The sequence below is a fragment of the Hymenobacter setariae genome (assembly GCF_007713685.1).
Taxonomy (GTDB): domain Bacteria; phylum Bacteroidota; class Bacteroidia; order Cytophagales; family Hymenobacteraceae; genus Hymenobacter; species Hymenobacter setariae.
Window position 1 is genome coordinate 725,853 of the sequence record NZ_VMRJ01000002.1, and the last position, 18,795, is coordinate 744,647.

Genomic DNA, 18,795 nt, shown 5'->3' on the forward strand with positions numbered 1-18,795 from the left:
TGGTAGTTTATGCCACCCACTACTAGCTAAGCTCTACTTGTTATCTACTTATTCCAAATGTCCCAAGCGGCTTCGGCCTGGCGCTCCAGCATATCGAAGCCGTTTTTGGTTTGGGCGCCAGCCTCACGGCCTTTCTGCAAAAACAGAGTTTCGCGGGGATTATATACTAAGTCGTAGAGGTAGTGCTGCGGCGTGAGGGCTGCGTAGGGTAGGGGCGGGCAGGCTGCCACGTCGGGGTAAGTACCTAGTGGCGTTGTGTTGATAATAAGAGGATGGGCAGCCAATACAGCTGGCGTAAGCTCGGCATAGGTAAGGTGTGGCCCTAGAGCATCGCGTGATACCAGCCAGTAAGGAATGTCAAGCTCACGCAGCGCCACGCCTACCGCTTTGGCGGCGCCGCCTGTACCTAGCACGAGCGCCCGGGACTCGGGGCCCCGCGCAGTGTAGAAAGGTCGTAGCGATTCCCTAAACCCTACATAGTCGGTGTTGTGCCCAATCAGGGTGCCATCGGCTCGCAGCTCAATGACATTAACAGCCCCCACTAATGCGGCCGATGAGGCCACATCGGTGAGGTAAGGCCAAATCTGCTCCTTATACGGGATAGTGACGTTGAGCCCCGCTAAATCGGAATGCTGAGCCAGCAAGCTAGGTAATTCGTGGGGTGAGGCCAGCTCAAACAGCTCGTAGCGACAATCGTCCAAGCCCAGCCGATAAAACTTTTGGGTAAAGTAGGTCTGCGAAAAAGAGTGCGAAAGTGACCGGCCAATAAGTCCAAACGTGCGCATAGCTTCGACGAGTAAAGGTGCAAAATGCCGCGGCTGGCTAGCCTAGGCCTTAGCTAGTTTGCTGCGCAAAAACTGCCACAGCGGCGGCAGCACAGAAAAGAGCACAATGCCATAAATAACGAACGTAAAGTTGTTCTTGACCCACGGAATAGACCCTAGGAAGTAACCGGCTAGCGTAAGCGATACCACCCACAGTACGGCGCCCGCAATGCTATACGAAGCGAAGTGCCGGTACGTCATGGTGCCTACACCTGCCACAAAAGGCGCAAACGTGCGCACAATGGGCACGAAGCGCGCCATAATAATCGTCTGCCCGCCGTGCTTGGCATAGAAAGCTTGCGTCTGCTCTAAGTATTTGCGCTTCAGCAGCTTAAAATCTTCGCGGAACACGCGTGGCCCTAGGTAATCACCAATAAAGTAGTTGAGGTTATCGCCTAGGAAAGCAGCAGCCAGCAGCAGCGGAATCAGGTAGAAGATGTTGAGAAGTGGATGCCCAGTTTCAGGGTTGGGCTGGGCCGCTAGTGCTCCTGCCACGAATAGGAGAGAGTCGCCGGGTAGAAAAGGAAAAATGACTACCCCCGTCTCCGTGAAAATGATGAGAAATAGAATCAGATAAGTGAGGTTGCCATAGTCGTGCACTACGTTGACGAGCGTCTTATCGAGGTGCAGAATAAGGTCTAGGAAGTGCTTGATGAGCTCCATGCGAAGGGGATGTTGACCCTGCAAAGTAACGCTGCTGACGAAGCCGCACCAGCACCATCCCAGCTAGCTACTTCTAAGCCAATACCAGTAATGCTGTAGCAGCAGTAGCAATGTACCCTAGTGTACATACGCTGCTAAACAAGCAGCTCCATTGCCTTTTGCTAAGCGCCTAGGATGCCTAGCAGGGAATAGCTACTTGACTAAAGGCCGTCATAGCTATCGTTAGGAACTAATTTTTAAGGGTTTCTGAAAATTTATTTCTCTCTTTATCTATAGCATTATGCCAAGTAGGCTATAGTCACAAAGGCGGACGTGATATTACTTAAATACCAACGCTATTTTGAAGCATCCGGCTGGGTGCTAGTACTTACGCATTTCTCAGTAGGGAACTAAACTGCAATCGGTACATTCAACGCCTTCTTAAGGCTTTGGCATTTTAGCTAAGCCTCTGATTTGTTGAGCAACGCACCAGCCACTGAGCTTGTAACCAGGAGCGGAATAGAGAGAGTAAAAATGGCTTGTTTGGCTCTTTTTTTGTAAAAAATTTCACTTGTCGTTGCCTTCAGACTAAACTTTTTCAAGATGTTAAGCTGAACGGTAATATCCCCTAAAAAAAAGTTAAAAAAAGCGCCACCTTTCTTTTCTGACCCGTATAAGGCCACGATTCACCCATTTGGGAAACTTTCCTTGTATCAGGTAAACGAACTTACCCTTACTAATATGACAACTACTACTCTGCAAAAAAAGCGACAACCTAACCGAGGCTCTGGTCTGGTGCGACTGTTAGCATCGATATGGGCACTATTCCTTGTCCTAGGTACTGTCCACTCAGTTCAGGCCCAGCAAGTATCTTTCTCCAGCGATGCTATAAGCTTGGCAGTACAGAATACTAACGGCACTCTACGGACGCTGAACTACGCTGGTAAGGCTAATACCAATGCTAGCCCTTATAATTCGTATCCGAAAATGGGTGTAGGTAGCGCAAGCACAACTAATCTAGGTGCGTTTGACCTACTTAATACCAGCCAACTTACCCTAACGGGTGGCAGGCTCGTGCTACGCCCGTTGACAGATGATAATGATGACCCTTATACTGTAACGGGCGCAGGTATGCGCTATCGGGTATATCTCAAATCCACAGCATCTTCGTTGCCTGCTTACACCACGGTTATGTTCCCTACTTCGGGAGCTTATAGCCCTCCAACAGGCGGTACTCAATATAGCGGTAGCGCTAATGCAAATCTGCTGAGTGGCCTGACCGTAGGTGGTGACTACGTGCTCGAACTGCAATTCATTGCCAGCACGGCAAATGCTGACATTAACCCTAGCGATGCTGACCCTAACTCTAGTACATACCAGCTAAACTTTTCAGTAACTGCTCCACCACTTCCTACGCTTAAAGGCTCAGCCGTTTATGTGACGCCCTACTCAACAAGCGGCAATGCACAACCACGCATCACGTACACCGTGAATTCTGCGGCTACTCCTACGTTTCAAGGTGCTAACCTTGGGGATATGACGTACGACCTCAATACTGGTGTTCTGCTACTCAATGGTGGCGCAGCCGTAACGACGGAGGCTGGGGCTCGCACGGTTACCAGCGTAAGCATGTACTACCGAGTGCGCCAGCAAGGCCAGGGTGGGGGCTCCTATACTGCCATCAATTTGACGCAGAACGGCAATGTGGGTAATGATGGTACGCGTAATTTCTCGCTCACTAACCGGACAATCAACTTAATTAGCAGCGCTAGCATTTCAGGTAGCTACAGCGTAGATATCTACTTCGAAGCCGGGGTTACTGATAACACGAACCCTAATGCTCCAACAGCTACTACACTTTCCGACCGCAGTGGGTCGAATCCTTATACGGCGAGCTTTAACGTAACTGGTAACCCCATCCCTTCTACCGTATGGACTGGCGGCTTGAACGATAACTGGTTCGACGACGCTAACTGGACGAACGGCGTGCCAAATGCAAATACCAATGTGGTGATTGCTAACCTTGGTACCAACACTTCTAACCCTTACCCCCGTATTCTCTGCAATACGACTTATACTTTCACTAATCCTACTACCAACGCGTCTTCATCAGTAAATAACCTTGGAAAGAACGAAGCAGTAGCCCGTAACCTAACAATGTCTGGTAATAGCCAGGCTGACCGCTCTATCCTGAGCTTGGTTATTGGTACCTTAAATGTTAGTGGTGATTTTGATAACCGTTACGCTAGCTTCATAGCTAGTGCGGGCACTACGATTGCCTTCAACGGTACTAACCAAAGTATTTCTGGTGGCACGTTTGCGAACGTATTCATCAGTGGCGGCGGCGTGAAATCTTCGCAAGGCGTTATGAACGTATCTGGCGATATCAATTTCAATGATGGCCTGCTGGTAACAGACATCACGCAGCCCACTACCTCAGTTGTTAACCTGGATGACCGTGCAGCCATCAACAACAACGTAGGTGCACGCCTATTAAATGAGCGTGACGGCTCTTACCTGCAAGGTTTTGTAACCATTTCACACCGCACTGCTACTCCTGGCACCGAGGACCTGTTTGGTAACATCGGCCTAGGGTTAAATTTCTACAGCAACCCTGGCGAGATTCTAGTTACTCGCAATACGGCCCAAGCTTACAGCCCAGGTAATGGTGCTGCCAGTGGTGTACGCCGCATATTTGAAGTAACGCAATCGACAGCTAATGCCGCTGGTGCTGTTAAAGCCGACATGCGTTTCTTCTACCTCGACAGCGAAACCAAGAACCTAGGTCCAGCTGGCAATATCAATATTGATGAAAACAACCTGGTTTTATTTGCTTCGATTAACGAAGGCAACACGTTTGTTAACCTAGGCGGCACCCCTAATACGAACGATAATATTGTATCGCTCACCGGCACTACCAGCTTTGCTGTACCGACTACCCGCTTCACGCTCGGCGATAAAACGAACCCGCTACCAGTAGAGCTAGTAGCTTTTGACGCCAAGCGTTCGGGCGCCAATGCCTCGATTACGTGGCAAACTGCTACCGAGAAAAACAGCGCTGGTTTCGAAGTTGAAGTGGCTAATGATGGGGTGAAATTCCGCAAAATTGCCTTCGTAGCTAGTAAATCGGCAAACAGCACCACTGCTGCCACTTATAGCTATACTGATACCGAAGCAGGCAAGAGTGGTGTTCGCTACTACCGTTTGCGCCAGGTAGACCTCGATGGACAGTACTCGTACTCGCCCACGCGTGCCGTAAGCTTCGCTGGTGCTAATGATGCCGTTGTGACTGCACTCAGTAGCTATCCGAGCCCCTTCACCAGCAGCGACCAAGCTGCACTGGTGCTACAGTCTCCTGCCGCTGGCACTGCTCAGCTACAGCTGACCGACCTAGCTGGCCGCACTATTGTGAGCCGCACTGTCACGACCGTGGCAGGTATATCCGAAGTAGCTGTGCCTAATGCCAGCGAATTAGCAGTAGGCACGTACTTGGTGAAAGTGACTTTTGCAACGGGTGAAGTAAAGACGCTTCGCATACAGAAGCACTAATAGCTTCTCCTACTTAGAACAACAAAAAAGCCTGGCTCATATGAGCCAGGCTTTTTTGTTGTTCTAAGTAGGAGAACACTAGCCGCGAGGCATTGAAGTGCCCGGCTTACCAGTCTTAGCTTCGGGGCGGAACATAGGGTCTACTGCATCCATATCCAAGAAATGCGAGAAGGTGTCGCCTCGCAGTCCTAGACGAATGGTTTCGAGGCTCACCACCTCATTGGGCGCAATATTGCCAAGGTTTACGTTGGCACCTAGTAGCTTAATAAACCACACTTGCTGAGCCTTCTGAGGGGCTTCCCAGATGATGCGCTCCGAAGGAATCTTGGTGAGAATCTCCTCTACCAAGCCTGAGCGCACTTCACCGGTGCTCCGGAACAAGCCCACGTTGCCACCTTCCCGAGCCTCCCCAATAACCTTGAGGGCACCTGCTTCGAGTTCGGCTTGCATCTGCGAAATCCACTTATAGGGCGGAATGATTTTCTCAGCATCCTTCGAACCAACCTCGCTCAGTACCTTCACCGACTTACTCAGCTCGCTGATGAACTCACATTTGCGGTCGTGCGGCAGGTCTAGGCTGCCATCTGATACCTCAGCATACTCAAGTCCAAACGTATCGAGTAGGCGGCGGTAATCATCGAATTGATTGCGAATAATGAAGGCTTCGAACAGCGTGCCGCCTAGGTATACCGGCAGGCCCGCCGCCCGATAGGCATCGATTTTGCGCTGCAGGTTAGGTACGACGTAAGAGGTGGCCCAGCCTAGCTTTACGATATCGGTGTAGGGAGCCCCTACCTCTAGAAAATCTTCCACTTCCCGAATGCTTAGGCCTTTATCCATCATCATGGTAAAACCTTGCTCGCGGGGTTTCTGCGTGCGTTCGGGCAGTTGCGAAAGGGAATAGTTCATTAAGTAAGCGGGTGATGAGTAGGGTTATACAACGTATAAACCAAGCCACTGCATCAGTAGCTGGTTGATACTTCTTAAAAAGCAAAAAGCCGTCTGCTTGTTAAGCAGACGGCTACAAAAGTAAGTTATCTAGAAACTTTAGGACGCATTGACCAGCTTATCACTTGCGAAACTGGTCGATGAGTCGCCGCAAAGCCGGCTGCTGCTCTAGCTCTGGAAAGTAATCAAATAATAGGGTATGCTGCTCGTAGTTGAGCGAAAGTGCCGTTTCCAATTCTTGGTATGCCTCGCGCAGCCGGCCCGAAGCCAGTAGATACGCACAAAACATATAGTGAAAATGCGCCTCGTGCGGGTGCAGCTCTACGGCGTGGCTCAGTAGGTCGATAGCTTCATCGTAGTGGCCCTGTTCGTAAAGAATGGCGCTCCAGCTTACCCAGCCAGTGGCGTCGTCGGGTGCCACTTCAGTAGCCTTCTCATAAGCTTCTAAGGCGCTCACTACGTTGCCCACTTGGTTCTCAGCAGCACCTAGGGCCGACCAGTACTCGCCGCTTTCGCCATAAAGCTCTACTGCTTTGCGGAAAAAATGAATGGCTTCGAACGGCCTCTCTTGCTCTTGAAGCAATACTCCCTGCCCAAACCAAGCTTCATCCATATCTGGATTAATATCCAGCGCTTTGCGATAATACTGGCGAGCTAACTCCCATTCACGCAGCTTTTCGTAGCATTCGCCAATGTTGCACAACGCTTCATCCGTGGGTTCATTGGGCGGATAGCTAAGCTCAAACTCTGCAATAGCCCGCTGGTACTGCTGCTGGCATACGTAGGTATCAGCCAGCCAGTGATGCGCGTCATAAAAGTCGGCGTCGATAACAATAGCGTAGTCAAAGGCTGCAATGGCCTGCTCATACTTTTCGAGCCGGTAATAATACTGCCCTAGGTTATACCAAGCTATCGCCGAATAGGGGTCGTCGTCAGTGAAGCGCTGAAAGAAGTCTTCGTGCTCGGGTAGTCTATTGCTAGCTTCTAAGCAGTTAAGCAGCTCCTGAACCGTTGTTTCATTGTCTGGATGCAGCCGCAGGCTATGCTTATAGTGTCGGGCTGCACTCTTATACTTCTGCCAGCTCTGGTATGCCAGTCCTAGGTTGAAGTGAATATCTTCACGGTCGGGGTTTTGCGCCAACGCAGCTTGAAAGAAGCGAACAGCCTCTTCAAAATCACCGCGCTGTGTGGCAATAATGCCGCGGGTTACAGCTACATCTGCATTATCGGGGTCAAGACTAGCTACACTCGAAATTTGCCGTTCAGCCTCGGTATAGTCGCCTCGCATGGCCGAAATCTGAGCCCGGTCGATGAGCAACTCTGTTGAGAAAGGATATTGGCTAAGGGCTACCTCACACGCTTGCTGTGCCTTGTCAAAAGCCGCCGAGGTCACATAGTAATCAATAATAATTTCAAATTCTTCTAAGTCAAAAAAAGCGGCTTCATCATGAGCCACCATGCGCTCGTAGCGGCGCACAGTGCTCTGGGCTGCCCGGGGGTCTTCAAATGATTCGTTCATGCGCATAAAATCACGAATTAGTACAGTACGAACTGAACAGCTACTTACCTTCAGCTAACTAGCGGAAACGGGCAATAACTAGGCCGGACCGAATTAAGGACCTTTAGTCATGTTTCCCACTTATGAAAGCGTAGCGTTGTCGCGATTCGCTAAGATACAACCGTATAGGGGCTAGTCCGGTTCGTTTTGAGGCCTTGCGTAGCCCACGCTATAGTTTCGCCAAGTGGTCGGAAACTTAAGCCTGTGACTAGCTGCACTTTGCTAGCGTCGTAATAGATATGTTGACGCCCTGCTCGCGCTGTATCGCGGGTAATCAAGGGTCGGGCACCCGTCAACACCGCCCGTCCGTGCTCGAGGCGCCAGATAAGTTCGGCGGCCCAATTAGGTACTGCTACCGTGGGTGGACGGCGCCCAAAGGCAGTAGCAGCTTCTTGCAGAAAACTTCCCAATGGGTAAGTGCCCCCATTCAAGATATAGCGCTCGGTGGTGGGTAATGGCAGGTCCAGCATCAAGCGCGTCAACTGGGCCACTACATCGCGCACATCCACAAAGTTGAGCAAGCCTTTTGTGTAAAAGCGGTGCTCATCATAGGCATAGCGCAGCAGGCGCGTGCTGCTGCGTTGCCAATCGCCAGGCCCTACCACTACCGAAGGGTTGACTATAACGGCGGCTAGGCCCTCAGCCGCTCCACGCCATACTTCTAGCTCACCTAGGTACTTGCTAGTAGCATAAGCTGGGTGGCTGGCCCCTAGGTCCCACGTAGCTTTTTCTGTGACTACCTGTTGCGTGATTGCTGGTAGGTCAGTCGTTGGCTCGGCTGGTGAACCTAGGGCTGCCACTGAGGACACGTAGCCAAGGCGAATCCCTGGCCGGGCTAAGCACGCATCAACGATGGTTGCCGTACCCTCTACATTGGTTTCCAGCAGGGCATCTTCATCCTGTGGAGCATAAGAAACAAGCCCAGCACAATGGAATACGTGTGTTACTTCTGGTGAGATAACTGAGGCCAGAAGTGTGGCGTCTAAGATATTACCTTGCACCCACTCTACGCCAGCCGAAGTATCTGTCGGAGCCTCGCCTCGGTATAGTGCTCGCACAGCAAGGCCTCGCGCTCGCAGCTCGTGCAATAGAAAAGAACCAATAAGACCAGTTGCTCCGGTAACGAAAATCATCGACTGACTTACAAGGTGTCGTTAAGCAGCGGCAAGTGCAGCAGCTTTCGAAAGTGAGCCAAATTGACGGTTTTCTTAGCCAAGGCAGTAGTATGGCGGAGGTGATGCGTATCAGTGCCTACAAAGTCAACTAAGCCTTCATCTATCAATTGCTCAGCCACGTGCCGAGCAGTAGGCGAATAATAGCCCGCCAGCGAGTTTAGATTTAGCTGTAATAGTACTCCGTACTCCTGCCGCAATTTTCTTATTTCTGCAAAGCGCCCGTAATAATAAGTATAACGCTCAGGGTGAGCGAGTACAGGTTGATAGCCAGCTGCTTTTAGCTCAAAAATAGTGGCCTGTAAATTAAAAGGCTCATTCATGTACGATGTCTCGAAGAGCACATATCGCTTCTCACCACCAAAGCTCAATAGTTCAGAGCCCTCGGCCAGTCGCTGACCTAGCCATTCATCCAAGTAATATTCGGCCGCACATTCAAGCGCCATATCAGTGAGGCCCTCTGCAATAGCAGCCGCTTGGAGCTCTAATAATGCTGCCCGAATACCTTCAGGAGTATTCTTATAAAAATCCCCCATCACATGGGGAGTCATGATTAGCTTGCGAAACCCTAGGCTACGAAGCTCTCGCAGAAGATTTAAGCTATCTGCTACCGTTTCGGCGCCATCATCGAGGCCCGGTAGCAGATGAGAATGCATATCAACTCGTAAACTAGCTAAGGGACTGATTATAGTGGAAGTAGGGTCAGTAGCGGTGCCACCCCCGAATAAACGCTGCCAAAAATTGGCCATTAGATATTGCTCGTTAATACTTAGCTAAAGAAACTCTTAATTTTTTGGCTCAGCGTGGGAGGTTGAATAGACTCTTCGTAATACCCCATACCATACCCCGTCTGGTTATTGCCATAGCCATAGCCATAACCATAGCCGTAGCCATAACCGTAGCCATAAGCACCTTGTGCCTTCGCATCATTGAGAACAGTACACATTTTAGTGAACTGGTTATTGCTCATTAAACGGTTAAGGTTTTTCAAGAATGCCTTGCGTGAATAATTGGCACGCACGATGTAAATAGGCACGTCTGCTTTCCGCATAATCAAAATGCCATCCGTTACAAGTCCTACCGGTGGTGTATCTATGAGAATAACGTCGTAGCTACGGTGTAACTCAGCCAGCATCTGGTCGAAGCGGGGATTCAGAATAAGCTCGGATGGGTTGGGAGGAGTAGGGCCGGCCGAGATAAAGTCCAACGACTCGATAGCCGTATGCTGAATGCACTCCGCTAAGCTGTGACGTTCAATGAGAATAGTGCTGATACCACGCACATTATCTGCATCAAACGCTAGATTCACCTTTGGCTTACGCATATCTAGGTCCAGGATAATAACTCGCTGGCCGGATAAAGCAATAATACCGCCAAGATTGACCGCAACGAACGTTTTACCCTCACCAGAGATAGTTGAGGTAACCGAGATAATACGCTTTTTATTAGATGGACTAATAAAATCTAAGTTAGTCCGAATAGAGCGAATAGCTTCGGAAACAGACGCTTTCGGGTTTTTGTCAACTACTAAGCGTGATACTTCTAGCTTCTCTTTGTCATAAGTAGGTATTACACCAAGTACAGCCGCCCTAGTGCCACGTTCCAGTTCTCCAATACCTGTTACGGTATTGTGCATTAAATAGCGAGTTGCTATCAGACCTAGGCCGAGTACTAGACCACCTGCCAGTCCAATAGCATATACCAATAACCTTACGGGTGAAATAGGTTCGCCTGGGGGCGAGGCCGGCGACAAAATTTGGAATTCGGGAGTAGTGCCTGCTTGTTGGATATTAAAATCCATTTTCCGGTCTATCAGTCTTAGATAGGTGGATTCGTATAGGCTAAGGGGTCTTTGCAGACGCTCTTGCTCAGTCACCTTTTCAGGCATTGCCATCAACTGGCTGTTGAGCACGGCATCCTTCTGGTCAAGACGTGCGAGTTGTTTCTGAAACAATTGCAAGTCTTGTTGCAGTTGCCGCTGTAGTAACTCCCGGGTATCTCGAATGATGGCTTGGTTTCGCTGCACAGCAAACGTCTTATCAGTCTGCGATTTCAGCGTAAGCCGCAAGCTGCGTTGCTGAGCATCTAACAGGTCTAAAAGATTTGTCAATGCTGGGTCTTCTAGCTCAGCTAAACCCGGCAAGTTATCTGCTACTGTCTCATCGTCGGTGCGCGTAAGCTGTTCGCGACTCATTAGGCGACTAATGTCACTTAGAAGTCGAAGCTTTTCCTGAATTTTCTGGCGGTCTTCCTGCTGTTTCTCCAGGTTTTCCTTTATTGATGCCATATCACCTTTGACATCGTAGGTTTTATTACGGCGCACAAATTCCTTCTGCGCTTCTTCAGCTGCCCGCCACCTTTTATCGTTATCGGCGATTACTTGGTCGATGAATTCTAATGATAAAGCGCTACTCTGTTTTTTACGGTCTAGTTTTTCTTTTAGGTAAACCGTATCAATGCTATTGATAATGTGCGCCGCCTTTTCAGGATTATTATCGGTAAACGAAATTTGAATGGTATTAGCGCTGGGATTGATTACAGTTACATCAAGGTTTCTATCTAAGTAACTGCTTACCGCGCCATCATTAAGAATCACAAAATGATACTGTGGGTCATCTCCAATTGGAATATTTCTTCCAGGTGTTGCTTCTAAAAACAGTTGCATACCTGGAAAAGCGCCCCATTGACCAACATTATAGGTTCCGCTCAACGTTTGATTATGAACCTTAACGCTAACTTGGTATTTGCCAGATGATAAGAAAGTTATTAAAAACTTTTGGTTGTACAGCGACGGGTCAACTATTTTATATTTTACTCGGAACGGAGAATTACCATAAAGCTCTGATTCCAATACTGTTCCTTGCACATAATAATTAACATCTAGTGCGATTCTTTCTCGTAAGTTTTTATATGTCAGATTAGATTTAATAAGCTCGACTTCGCCAGCTAACTGATTGCTAGAGTTTTCCTCTCCTTTAGCAGCTCCAAAACCTAGCTTATCAGCCTCTGAACGCTCGTCTAGTTTTATTATAGAGGCTGCTTTATAGATTGGTTTTGTATAACGCAAAAACAGCCAAGAAGCCGTAAAGCCCAAGGCAAGCAACAATAATACCCATATTAAGCTTTTGCGAGCTACTAGCACCAGCGTGTTTAGGTCCAAGCCGCCCCCGGGGTCATCTTGGTCCGCACTCGACACCGCATTTGGTGTAGGCGGAAGCTGGCCTGCTGTTTCGCCAGTAGCTTTGCGAATTAGCTCTTCCAGCTCTGTATTTTCACTTGCTGCCATATAAATAGGTATTCAGAATTAATGCTAACGCCGTTGCGTCGGTAGTCTATTAGTTTTGACGCGCAATAGTAATAAGGCTAAATACTATGCTAACAGTGCCAAGTAACGTAGCAGCTGCGCTGAATACTGGTCCAGCATCTGTCAGTCCCTCTAAGAACGGTCGTCTGACAGGCTCAATATAGACAATATCATTAGGCTCCATTTGTAAGTTAGCACGTCGCATACCGGCAATAGTACTTAAGTCAATTTGTTCAATTTGAGGATTTTTTAAGTCGCCCCGAATTATTCGAACATTAGATGTCTTACCGCCATAGCGGTACAGACCACCAGCACCGCCGCCGCCATTACCATCAATCCCACCTGCTAACGCTAGAACTTCTAAAAGATTCATATTATCATTAGCCAAGGGCACTACAACGCCACCTGGTGAACCTAGGATAATAACTCGGTTATTAGTCACGCGAGTTTGAATAAATGTATCGCGGTAATAAGGCGTAAACAAAACCTGTAGGGTACTGTCGGCTTGATGCAAGGTGAGACCACTCAAATGAGTGAGACCAATAATTGGTACTGCCACCATTCCATTAGCCTGTACAAGTAATTCCAGGCCCGTACCACTGCCGTTAGTACCAGTGCGTGATATTTGTGGTACAGCACGGCCTTGAGGAGATGCAGTAATACGCGGCGTCAGGCTAGGTACTTGTCCACCTGATGAGCCCAATTGTAACTCACCATTAGGGTCGATGATACGCTCCCCCTTGTTGGTGTATACACGGATATCTAGAAAATCATTGGGCTGAATACGGTAATTACGGTCGGTGCGATTAACGGCAACCCGTAGCTTTGCCGTGTCTATACGGTTGCCTTTCTCATCTGTAAGGCGAAATAATACACGCTGATTATAGTAGCGATTGGATGCGCAGGAGGCAAATAATAAAAGCACCGGCAAGCTTAGTAGCAGGCGGCGCACTACAGTAGCGTAGGCAGAAGGAGAAGCCAAAGGATATAGCCTATAGAAAGTGAGGCCTAGCGACTCTACTTTGAGGATGAGCGCTGGCTAAAAGGTCTCAAAAGTAACCTATCCACTGTAGGGTTTCCAATTTTGGGCCCCTAAACCGGTGACCTAGAGCGTCGGTTCCGGTGCTAGGGTGGTAATTTTGGCGAATTGGCACTACTGGAAACCACTTTGGGTTTGGTAGCGTCCTGTTCTTATTCTCCCCTTTACCCACCCACACTTTTTTTTATGGAAGCTACTGTAGCGACCGAAAATCAGGCGATGATTGCGCAAATGGTGCGCGATTTTGGCCAGCAGCACATCAAGCCCCACTTCATGCGCTGGGATGAAACGCAAGAGTTTCCCCGTGATGTCTTTCGCCAACTCGGTGAACTAGGACTAATGGGAGTGCTCGTGCCACAGGAGTATGGTGGCACTGGCTTCGGCTATCAAGAATATGTGACGGCTATTGCAGAACTGGCTAAGATTGACGGTAGTATTGGCCTGAGTATGGCAGCGCACAATTCATTATGCACTGGGCATATTTTGCAGCATGCCTCAGAGGAGCAGAAGCACAAATACCTACCACGCCTAGCATCGGGTGAATGGATTGGGGCTTGGGGCCTTACGGAGCCTAACACAGGGTCTGATGCTGGTAATATGCGTACTACAGCCGTCCTCGACGATAGTGGCGAGTATTACATCCTGAATGGGGCTAAGAACTTCATCACCCATGGCCGGAGCGGCGACGTGGCAGTGGTAATTGCTCGTACTGGCGAAGTAGGCGATTCGCATGGAATAACAGCATTCATTATTGAGCGCGATACCCCTGGTTTTGCTAGTGGGCGCAAGGAGGACAAGCTTGGCATGCGGGCGTCTGAAACCACCGAGCTTATTTTCACTGATTGCCGTGTACCCGTCGCCAATGTTATTGGTAAAGTAGGGGAGGGGTTCGTACAGTCGTTGAAGGTGCTCGACGGTGGGCGCATCAGCATCGCGGCACTTAGCCTGGGCATTGCACAGGGGGCCTATGAAGCAGCCTTGCAATACTCAAAAGAAAGACAACAATTCAACCAGCCTATCAGCAATTTTCAAGGTATAGCCTTCAAGCTGGCTGACATGGCTACCGAAATCGAAGCGGCCAGCCTGCTCACCTATCAAGCGGCAGAGTTAAAAGACCGAGGTCAAAATGTGAACCGTGAATCAGCAATGGCTAAGCTGTATGCTTCTGAAGTGGCCGTGCGAGTGGCCAATGAAGGAGTCCAGATATTTGGTGGCTATGGCTACACTAAGGATTACCCAGCCGAGAAATACTACCGCGATGCTAAGCTCTGCACTATCGGCGAGGGCACTAGCGAAATTCAAAAGTTAGTTATTGCCCGCGCCCTACTTAAATAGCTACCTAGTGAGTATACTAGGGCAGTGCACAGGCGAGCGGGTAAACCGCTAAAATTCAAAAGAATCGCCATAAGCTGGATAATCTGAAAATCTGTGATTATCTTTGCGGCCCGTTTGCCCTGAAAAGACTCCTCATCCCTCGATATGATTATCGTTCAAATCAAAGACAACGAAACCGTTGACCGTGCGCTGAAGCGCTTCAAGAAGAAATTCGAACGCACTGGTGTGCTGAAAGAACTGCGTCGTCGCACTTTCTTCCAAAAGCCCAGCATTACCAAGCGTAAGCTGAAGCAAAAAGCTGTTTATAAGCTTGCTACCTACGGCACCGAAAACGAATAGCCAGTAGGCGCTCGTTTCGGTGGCTTTGAAAAGCCCCTGTTCTTGCCAAGTAGCAAGAGCAGGGGCTTTTCGCGTTGCGTTGTACCTTGCTGTTGGCACATAAGCAAAGCCTTGCAAATAGGAGTGTAATGGATGAATTTCTAAATTTCTTGCGCTACGAAAAGCGCTTTAGCCCACATACCGTCATATCTTATCAAACTGATTTAATGCAGTTTGCCAGCTATGTGCAGAAGGAATATGAGCTAGATGAGCCGGCCCATGCTACACACCCGCTTATTAGAGATTGGGTAGTGAACCTTATGGGGCAAGACCTAGACCCACGCACAGTGAATAGAAAAGTAGCTTGCTTGCGCTCCTACTATAAGTTTTTGCTGCGCATTCACCGGATTGAGGCCAACCCCATGCTGCGCATAAAGGCGCCTAAGATGGTGAAGAAATTGCCCGAGTTTGTGCCTGAGGAGTCATTAAATCGCTTACTTAATTCGTTTGAGTTTGAGGCTACCTATGCGGGGGCACGCGACCAGCTGGTACTGGAAATGCTATATGGAACGGGTATTCGCCTTTCTGAACTCCTAGGTATAACTGCAGCCGATGTAGACGCCGCAGCCCGCACGGTGCGCGTGACAGGCAAGGGCAACAAGCAGCGACTAGTGCCTTTAAATCCCTCCCTATGGTTGGTGCTAGATAAGTACAGTGCAGCTTCCGCAGCTGAATTCGGCCCTGTTCCTGCCAGTAGCCCACTGCTACGTACTGACAAGGGTGAGCCGCTGTATGAGAAGCTAGTGTATCGTACGGTCAAAAAATATCTGAGTCAGGTATCAACTTCAGCGGCACATCAGCATCCGCACGCGCTGAGGCACGCCTTTGCTACTCACCTACTTGGCAAGGGCGCAGACTTAAATGCTATTAAAGAACTGCTAGGGCATGCCAGCTTAGCAGCCACGCAAGTGTATACGCACTTGTCCGTCGACCGCATGAAATCCGTATTTGAACAGGCTCACCCCCGAGCATAAGGTTTCTGTTTCCCACTCAATTTCTTTTGCCCATGAAAGTGCAAGTGCAATCGGTGCATTTCGATGCCGACCAAAAACTGCTCGATTTTATTCAGCAACGTCTCAACAAGCTCGACCATTTCTACGACCGTATCACTGACGGAGAAGTTATCCTGCGCCTTAACAATAAAGACGGCGTAGCAAACAAAACTGTGGAAATTAAGCTGATGGTGCCGGGCAGCACCCTTTTCAGCCAAGAAGATGCGGCTTCTTTTGAAGCCGCCGCCGACGCAGCTGTAGAAGCGCTAAAACGGCAGATTTCAAAGTATAAGGAAAAGCACTTGAACCTGCACTAAGTAGAAATAGGCTACCTAGGTAGCACTTTTAGCTTATCAAAAAGCCCCAGCAACTACAATAGTTGCTGGGGCTTTTTGATAAGCTAAAAGGCGTCTTAAAGCGCAAATGCAGCTTTAATTTTATCTACATAATCCAACTTCTCCCACGTAAAGGTTTCAAATGTTTTCTCCTCGCCGTCCTTCATTTTTACCGTTACCGTACCTGGCTGGCGGCCCATGTGTCCGTAGGCAGCCGTTTGGCCAAAGATGGGGTTTCGCAACCCAAAGCGCTCAACGATAGCATAAGGGCGCAAATCGAAGAGCTCATTTACTTTCTCTGCAATCTCACCATCGGTAAGCGTCTGACCGGCGGCGTTCTTAGCTTTTGTCGTGTTATACGTTGTCACATAGAGACCTACTGGCTTGGCTACACCGATAGCATAGGCTACCTGCACCAGCACTTGGTCGGCTACACCAGCAGCTACTAGATTCTTCGCAATGTGGCGGGCAGCATAAGCGGCCGAGCGGTCTACTTTGCTTGAGTCTTTACCCGAGAAAGCGCCTCCACCGTGTGCACCCTTGCCTCCGTAGGTGTCCACAATAATCTTGCGGCCAGTGAGGCCCGAGTCGCCGTGCGGGCCACCGATAACGAACTTGCCAGTCGGGTTAATGTGGTGCGTAATGCTGTCGGTAAACAGCGCCTGAATGTCGGCACTCAAGCTAGCCTTCACCCGGGGGATGAGGATAGACTTGATATCTTCCGAAATCTTAACCAGCATAGCGGCCTCCGAATCGTCGAAGTCGTCGTGCTGGGTGCTTACCACGATAGTATCGATGGCTTCGGGACGATGGTCGTCTGAATAGCGAATGGTTACCTGGCTTTTGGCGTCTGGGCGCAGGTACGTCATTTCCTTGCCTTCCTTGCGGATTTCAGATAGCACTTGCAGCAGGCGGTGCGATACATCTAGGGCGAGCGGCATGTAGTTATCCGTCTCGTTAGTGGCATAGCCAAACATCATACCTTGGTCGCCGGCACCTTGCTCTTCGGGAGCTTGGCGCACTACACCTTGGTTGATATCGGGCGACTGCTCGTGCAGAGCCGATAGAATACCGCAGCTCTCGGCCTCGAACTTATACTCGGCCTTGGTATAGCCAATACGGCGGATAACGTCGCGGGCTACGGTTTGTACATCAACGTAAGCCGACGACTTTACTTCACCAGCTACTACTACTAGGCCGGTCGTTACTAGCGTTTCGCAAGCTACTTTGGCCGCTGGGTCCTGACGTAGAAAGTCGTCGAGGATGGCGTCAGAAATCTGGTCGGCAACTTTATCGGGGTGGCCTTCCGAAACCGATTCGGAAGTGAACAGATAGGGCATAGGAGAGGATTATTCAAACAAAAGACCGCCCGCCCAGCCAGACGTAGGCGCGGGCGGGCGGGCGACAAAGCTACTCAAGAATTGCAACCAAATACGGAACTACTTATAAAATGGCAAGGCGCTTGTGCCTGATTGGCTGCTTTATGAGACTGGCGGGACTACTTTTTCACACACTAGCACCACCAGCCGGCCTCGCAAATCGGTAGTAGCAAAAAGGTACAAGTCACCACCTTCTCGAATACCCGTGCGCCGCCGAAAATCAGCTACAGACTCTGGGAAATTACGCGTGGTAACGTGCGCCCGAGCTTCAGGCCCCAGGTGACTTTTTAGTGTGTTGCCGTCGGCTTTCTCAGTAGCCAACACTCGGAAAATACGGCCGGGAAAATCAGCGCGTAGCTCATAGCTAGTGTACAAGTGGCTATGCTGATGGAGCTTAATCAGCTCAAAAGCCGAGCCAATGCTCTTGAAGGCACCGGCTTTCAGAATAGCAGCATTGGGTTCGTAGAGGTACTGCTGAGCCTCAGCATAACGGGGCACAGCCCGCGCCTCGCGGGCGCGGTTGAGGCGAAACTCCTGCTGACTACCATCGCGGCGTAAGTTCACGGCCAAGCGCTCGGGGTCCACAGCGGGTTCTTCGCCTAGCTCATACAGCACTTCCTTTACTTCGTTGTCTATAGCCAGCACCCACAGGCGGCGCACGTGCCTCAACTCTTGAATAGCCAACTCAATGTCCAGCATCGGCGAAGTCTTAAGCAAGATGCGCGGCGCGTGGCGTAGTAACAGCGGCATCAGCTTAGGTACATCGGGCTCGCAATCGGCTAAACGAAAGGTTTTTCCGCCGCGCTGGTCGCGCCGGGCGGGGTCGAGGTAAAGCCAATCGAAAGTCTTACTGCCGCCCTTAAGGAAAGAAACCGCATCGGCCGCATGCACGGTGACATTCGAAATCTGAAGCTGGGCAAAGTTGTACGCTACTACTTGTGCTAGGCGAGGGTCACGCTCCACATAGTCTACTTGGTCGACTACTGCTGCGAAGTGAGCAGAGTCGGCCCCGAAGCCACCTGTGAGGTCGGCCAAGCGCGAAGCACCACCTACAATGGCGGCCTTAAAAACCGCCGTGCGCTCAGAAGAAGCTTGTTCGACTGACAAGGCAGGCGGAAATATCAGGTCTTGGTTGTCGGCCCATGCAGGCAGTTTTACGCGTGCCTTTTGGCGAGCCTGAATCTGGCGCACCAATTCGGGCACTGGCAAGTGAGGGTGACGGCGCGCCTGCAAAGCCAGGTGAGCGGGGTCGTCATGCAGGTGGGCGGCCACATAGCGCCGGGCCGCCTCAGGTAAAGGAAACTCCATTGTACTTGCCTTAACGCAAAAACTGGGAGACT

15 protein-coding genes are annotated in these 18,795 nt (G+C 49.9%); 5 read left to right on the top strand and 10 right to left on the bottom strand.

Annotated elements, in window-relative coordinates; all coding sequences use genetic code 11:
• Positions 1 to 44: 44 nt before the first annotated feature.
• Both FNT36_RS09370 and FNT36_RS09375 read right to left on the bottom strand, forming a co-directional pair.
• Positions 45 to 785 (bottom strand): shikimate dehydrogenase family protein, encoded by a 741-nt coding sequence (locus FNT36_RS09370; RefSeq protein ID WP_144846720.1) that lies wholly within the window; start codon positions 783 to 785, stop codon positions 45 to 47.
• A 42-nt stretch (positions 786 to 827) separates the two neighbouring features.
• Positions 828 to 1,487 (bottom strand): DedA family protein, encoded by a 660-nt coding sequence (locus tag FNT36_RS09375; RefSeq protein ID WP_144846722.1) that lies wholly within the window; start codon positions 1,485 to 1,487, stop codon positions 828 to 830.
• A 1,515-nt stretch (positions 1,488 to 3,002) separates the two neighbouring features.
• Between FNT36_RS09375 and FNT36_RS09380 the strand changes: the two genes are divergently transcribed.
• Positions 3,003 to 5,015 (top strand): T9SS type A sorting domain-containing protein, encoded by a 2,013-nt coding sequence (locus tag FNT36_RS09380; RefSeq protein WP_233635808.1) that lies wholly within the window; start codon positions 3,003 to 3,005, stop codon positions 5,013 to 5,015.
• A 78-nt stretch (positions 5,016 to 5,093) separates the two neighbouring features.
• Here the strand turns inward: FNT36_RS09380 and FNT36_RS09385 are convergent, their stop codons facing one another.
• The 6 genes from FNT36_RS09385 to FNT36_RS09410 all read right to left on the bottom strand — a co-directional run bounded on the left by FNT36_RS09385 (position 5,094) and on the right by FNT36_RS09410 (position 12,979).
• Positions 5,094 to 5,924, bottom strand: coding sequence for a phosphosulfolactate synthase (locus tag FNT36_RS09385; RefSeq protein WP_144846726.1), 831 nt, complete (start codon positions 5,922 to 5,924; stop codon positions 5,094 to 5,096).
• Between the two features lie 160 nt (positions 5,925 to 6,084).
• Complete coding sequence (locus FNT36_RS09390) at positions 6,085 to 7,482, bottom strand: tetratricopeptide repeat protein (protein ID WP_144846728.1); 1,398 nt, start codon at positions 7,480 to 7,482, stop codon at positions 6,085 to 6,087.
• 149 nt (positions 7,483 to 7,631) lie between these two features.
• The gene (locus FNT36_RS09395; RefSeq protein WP_144846730.1) at positions 7,632 to 8,654 is read right to left on the bottom strand and encodes an NAD-dependent epimerase/dehydratase family protein; all 1,023 of its coding nucleotides are present in this window, start codon (positions 8,652 to 8,654) and stop codon (positions 7,632 to 7,634) included.
• Between the two features lie 8 nt (positions 8,655 to 8,662).
• Positions 8,663 to 9,349, bottom strand: a complete 687-nt coding sequence (locus FNT36_RS09400; RefSeq protein ID WP_233635809.1) for a tyrosine-protein phosphatase — start codon at positions 9,347 to 9,349, stop codon at positions 8,663 to 8,665.
• A gap of 113 nt (positions 9,350 to 9,462) precedes the next feature.
• A complete protein-coding gene (locus FNT36_RS09405; protein WP_144846733.1) occupies positions 9,463 to 11,979 on the bottom strand; it encodes a tyrosine-protein kinase family protein in 2,517 nt (838 codons plus the stop codon).
• A 49-nt stretch (positions 11,980 to 12,028) separates the two neighbouring features.
• The gene (locus FNT36_RS09410; RefSeq protein ID WP_233635810.1) at positions 12,029 to 12,979 is read right to left on the bottom strand and encodes a polysaccharide biosynthesis/export family protein; all 951 of its coding nucleotides are present in this window, start codon (positions 12,977 to 12,979) and stop codon (positions 12,029 to 12,031) included.
• Positions 12,980 to 13,222: 243 nt separating this feature from the next.
• Here FNT36_RS09410 and FNT36_RS09415 point away from each other — a divergent pair, with 243 nt between their 5' ends.
• The 4 genes from FNT36_RS09415 (at position 13,223) to hpf (ending at position 16,058) form a co-directional block, all read left to right on the top strand.
• Positions 13,223 to 14,371 carry an acyl-CoA dehydrogenase family protein gene (locus FNT36_RS09415; protein WP_144846739.1) on the top strand — a complete coding sequence of 383 codons (1,149 nt, stop codon included), beginning with the start codon at positions 13,223 to 13,225 and terminating at the stop codon, positions 14,369 to 14,371.
• Positions 14,372 to 14,515: 144 nt separating this feature from the next.
• Positions 14,516 to 14,710: a 30S ribosomal protein S21 gene (rpsU, locus tag FNT36_RS09420; protein ID WP_144846743.1), complete on the top strand. Its 195-nt coding sequence runs from the start codon at positions 14,516 to 14,518 to the stop codon at positions 14,708 to 14,710.
• Positions 14,711 to 14,838: 128 nt separating this feature from the next.
• Positions 14,839 to 15,723: a tyrosine-type recombinase/integrase gene (locus tag FNT36_RS09425; RefSeq protein ID WP_144846746.1), complete on the top strand. Its 885-nt coding sequence runs from the start codon at positions 14,839 to 14,841 to the stop codon at positions 15,721 to 15,723.
• A gap of 32 nt (positions 15,724 to 15,755) precedes the next feature.
• A complete protein-coding gene (gene hpf, locus FNT36_RS09430) occupies positions 15,756 to 16,058 on the top strand; it encodes a ribosome hibernation-promoting factor, HPF/YfiA family (RefSeq protein WP_144846749.1) in 303 nt (100 codons plus the stop codon).
• 95 nt (positions 16,059 to 16,153) lie between these two features.
• On the opposite strand, the gene metK is transcribed toward hpf, so the two are convergent.
• Both metK and FNT36_RS09440 read right to left on the bottom strand, forming a co-directional pair.
• Complete coding sequence (gene metK / locus FNT36_RS09435; protein ID WP_144846752.1) at positions 16,154 to 17,416, bottom strand: methionine adenosyltransferase; 1,263 nt, start codon at positions 17,414 to 17,416, stop codon at positions 16,154 to 16,156.
• A gap of 141 nt (positions 17,417 to 17,557) precedes the next feature.
• Positions 17,558 to 18,763 carry a class I SAM-dependent methyltransferase gene (locus FNT36_RS09440; RefSeq protein WP_144846755.1) on the bottom strand — a complete coding sequence of 402 codons (1,206 nt, stop codon included), beginning with the start codon at positions 18,761 to 18,763 and terminating at the stop codon, positions 17,558 to 17,560.
• Positions 18,764 to 18,795: the final 32 nt, after the last annotated feature.

Excerpts from the sequence above, each read along its gene's own strand:
- FNT36_RS09415 (WP_144846739.1), top strand. The coding sequence starts at position 13,223 with ATGGAAGCTACTGTAGCGACCGAAAATCAGGCGATGATTGCGCAAATG.
- FNT36_RS09380 (WP_233635808.1), top strand. The coding sequence starts at position 3,003 with ATGACGTACGACCTCAATACTGGTGTTCTGCTACTCAATGGTGGCGCA.
- rpsU (WP_144846743.1), top strand. The coding sequence starts at position 14,516 with ATGATTATCGTTCAAATCAAAGACAACGAAACCGTTGACCGTGCGCTG.
- FNT36_RS09390 (WP_144846728.1), bottom strand. The coding sequence starts at position 7,482 with ATGAACGAATCATTTGAAGACCCCCGGGCAGCCCAGAGCACTGTGCGC.
- metK (WP_144846752.1), bottom strand. The coding sequence starts at position 17,416 with ATGCCCTATCTGTTCACTTCCGAATCGGTTTCGGAAGGCCACCCCGAT.
- FNT36_RS09405 (WP_144846733.1), bottom strand. The coding sequence starts at position 11,979 with ATGGCAGCAAGTGAAAATACAGAGCTGGAAGAGCTAATTCGCAAAGCT.
- FNT36_RS09375 (WP_144846722.1), bottom strand. The coding sequence starts at position 1,487 with ATGGAGCTCATCAAGCACTTCCTAGACCTTATTCTGCACCTCGATAAG.
- hpf (WP_144846749.1), top strand. The coding sequence starts at position 15,756 with ATGAAAGTGCAAGTGCAATCGGTGCATTTCGATGCCGACCAAAAACTG.
- FNT36_RS09385 (WP_144846726.1), bottom strand. The coding sequence starts at position 5,924 with ATGAACTATTCCCTTTCGCAACTGCCCGAACGCACGCAGAAACCCCGC.
- FNT36_RS09395 (WP_144846730.1), bottom strand. The coding sequence starts at position 8,654 with ATGATTTTCGTTACCGGAGCAACTGGTCTTATTGGTTCTTTTCTATTG.
- FNT36_RS09370 (WP_144846720.1), bottom strand. The coding sequence starts at position 785 with ATGCGCACGTTTGGACTTATTGGCCGGTCACTTTCGCACTCTTTTTCG.
- FNT36_RS09425 (WP_144846746.1), top strand. The coding sequence starts at position 14,839 with ATGGATGAATTTCTAAATTTCTTGCGCTACGAAAAGCGCTTTAGCCCA.
- FNT36_RS09440 (WP_144846755.1), bottom strand. The coding sequence starts at position 18,763 with ATGGAGTTTCCTTTACCTGAGGCGGCCCGGCGCTATGTGGCCGCCCAC.
- FNT36_RS09400 (WP_233635809.1), bottom strand. The coding sequence starts at position 9,349 with ATGCATTCTCATCTGCTACCGGGCCTCGATGATGGCGCCGAAACGGTA.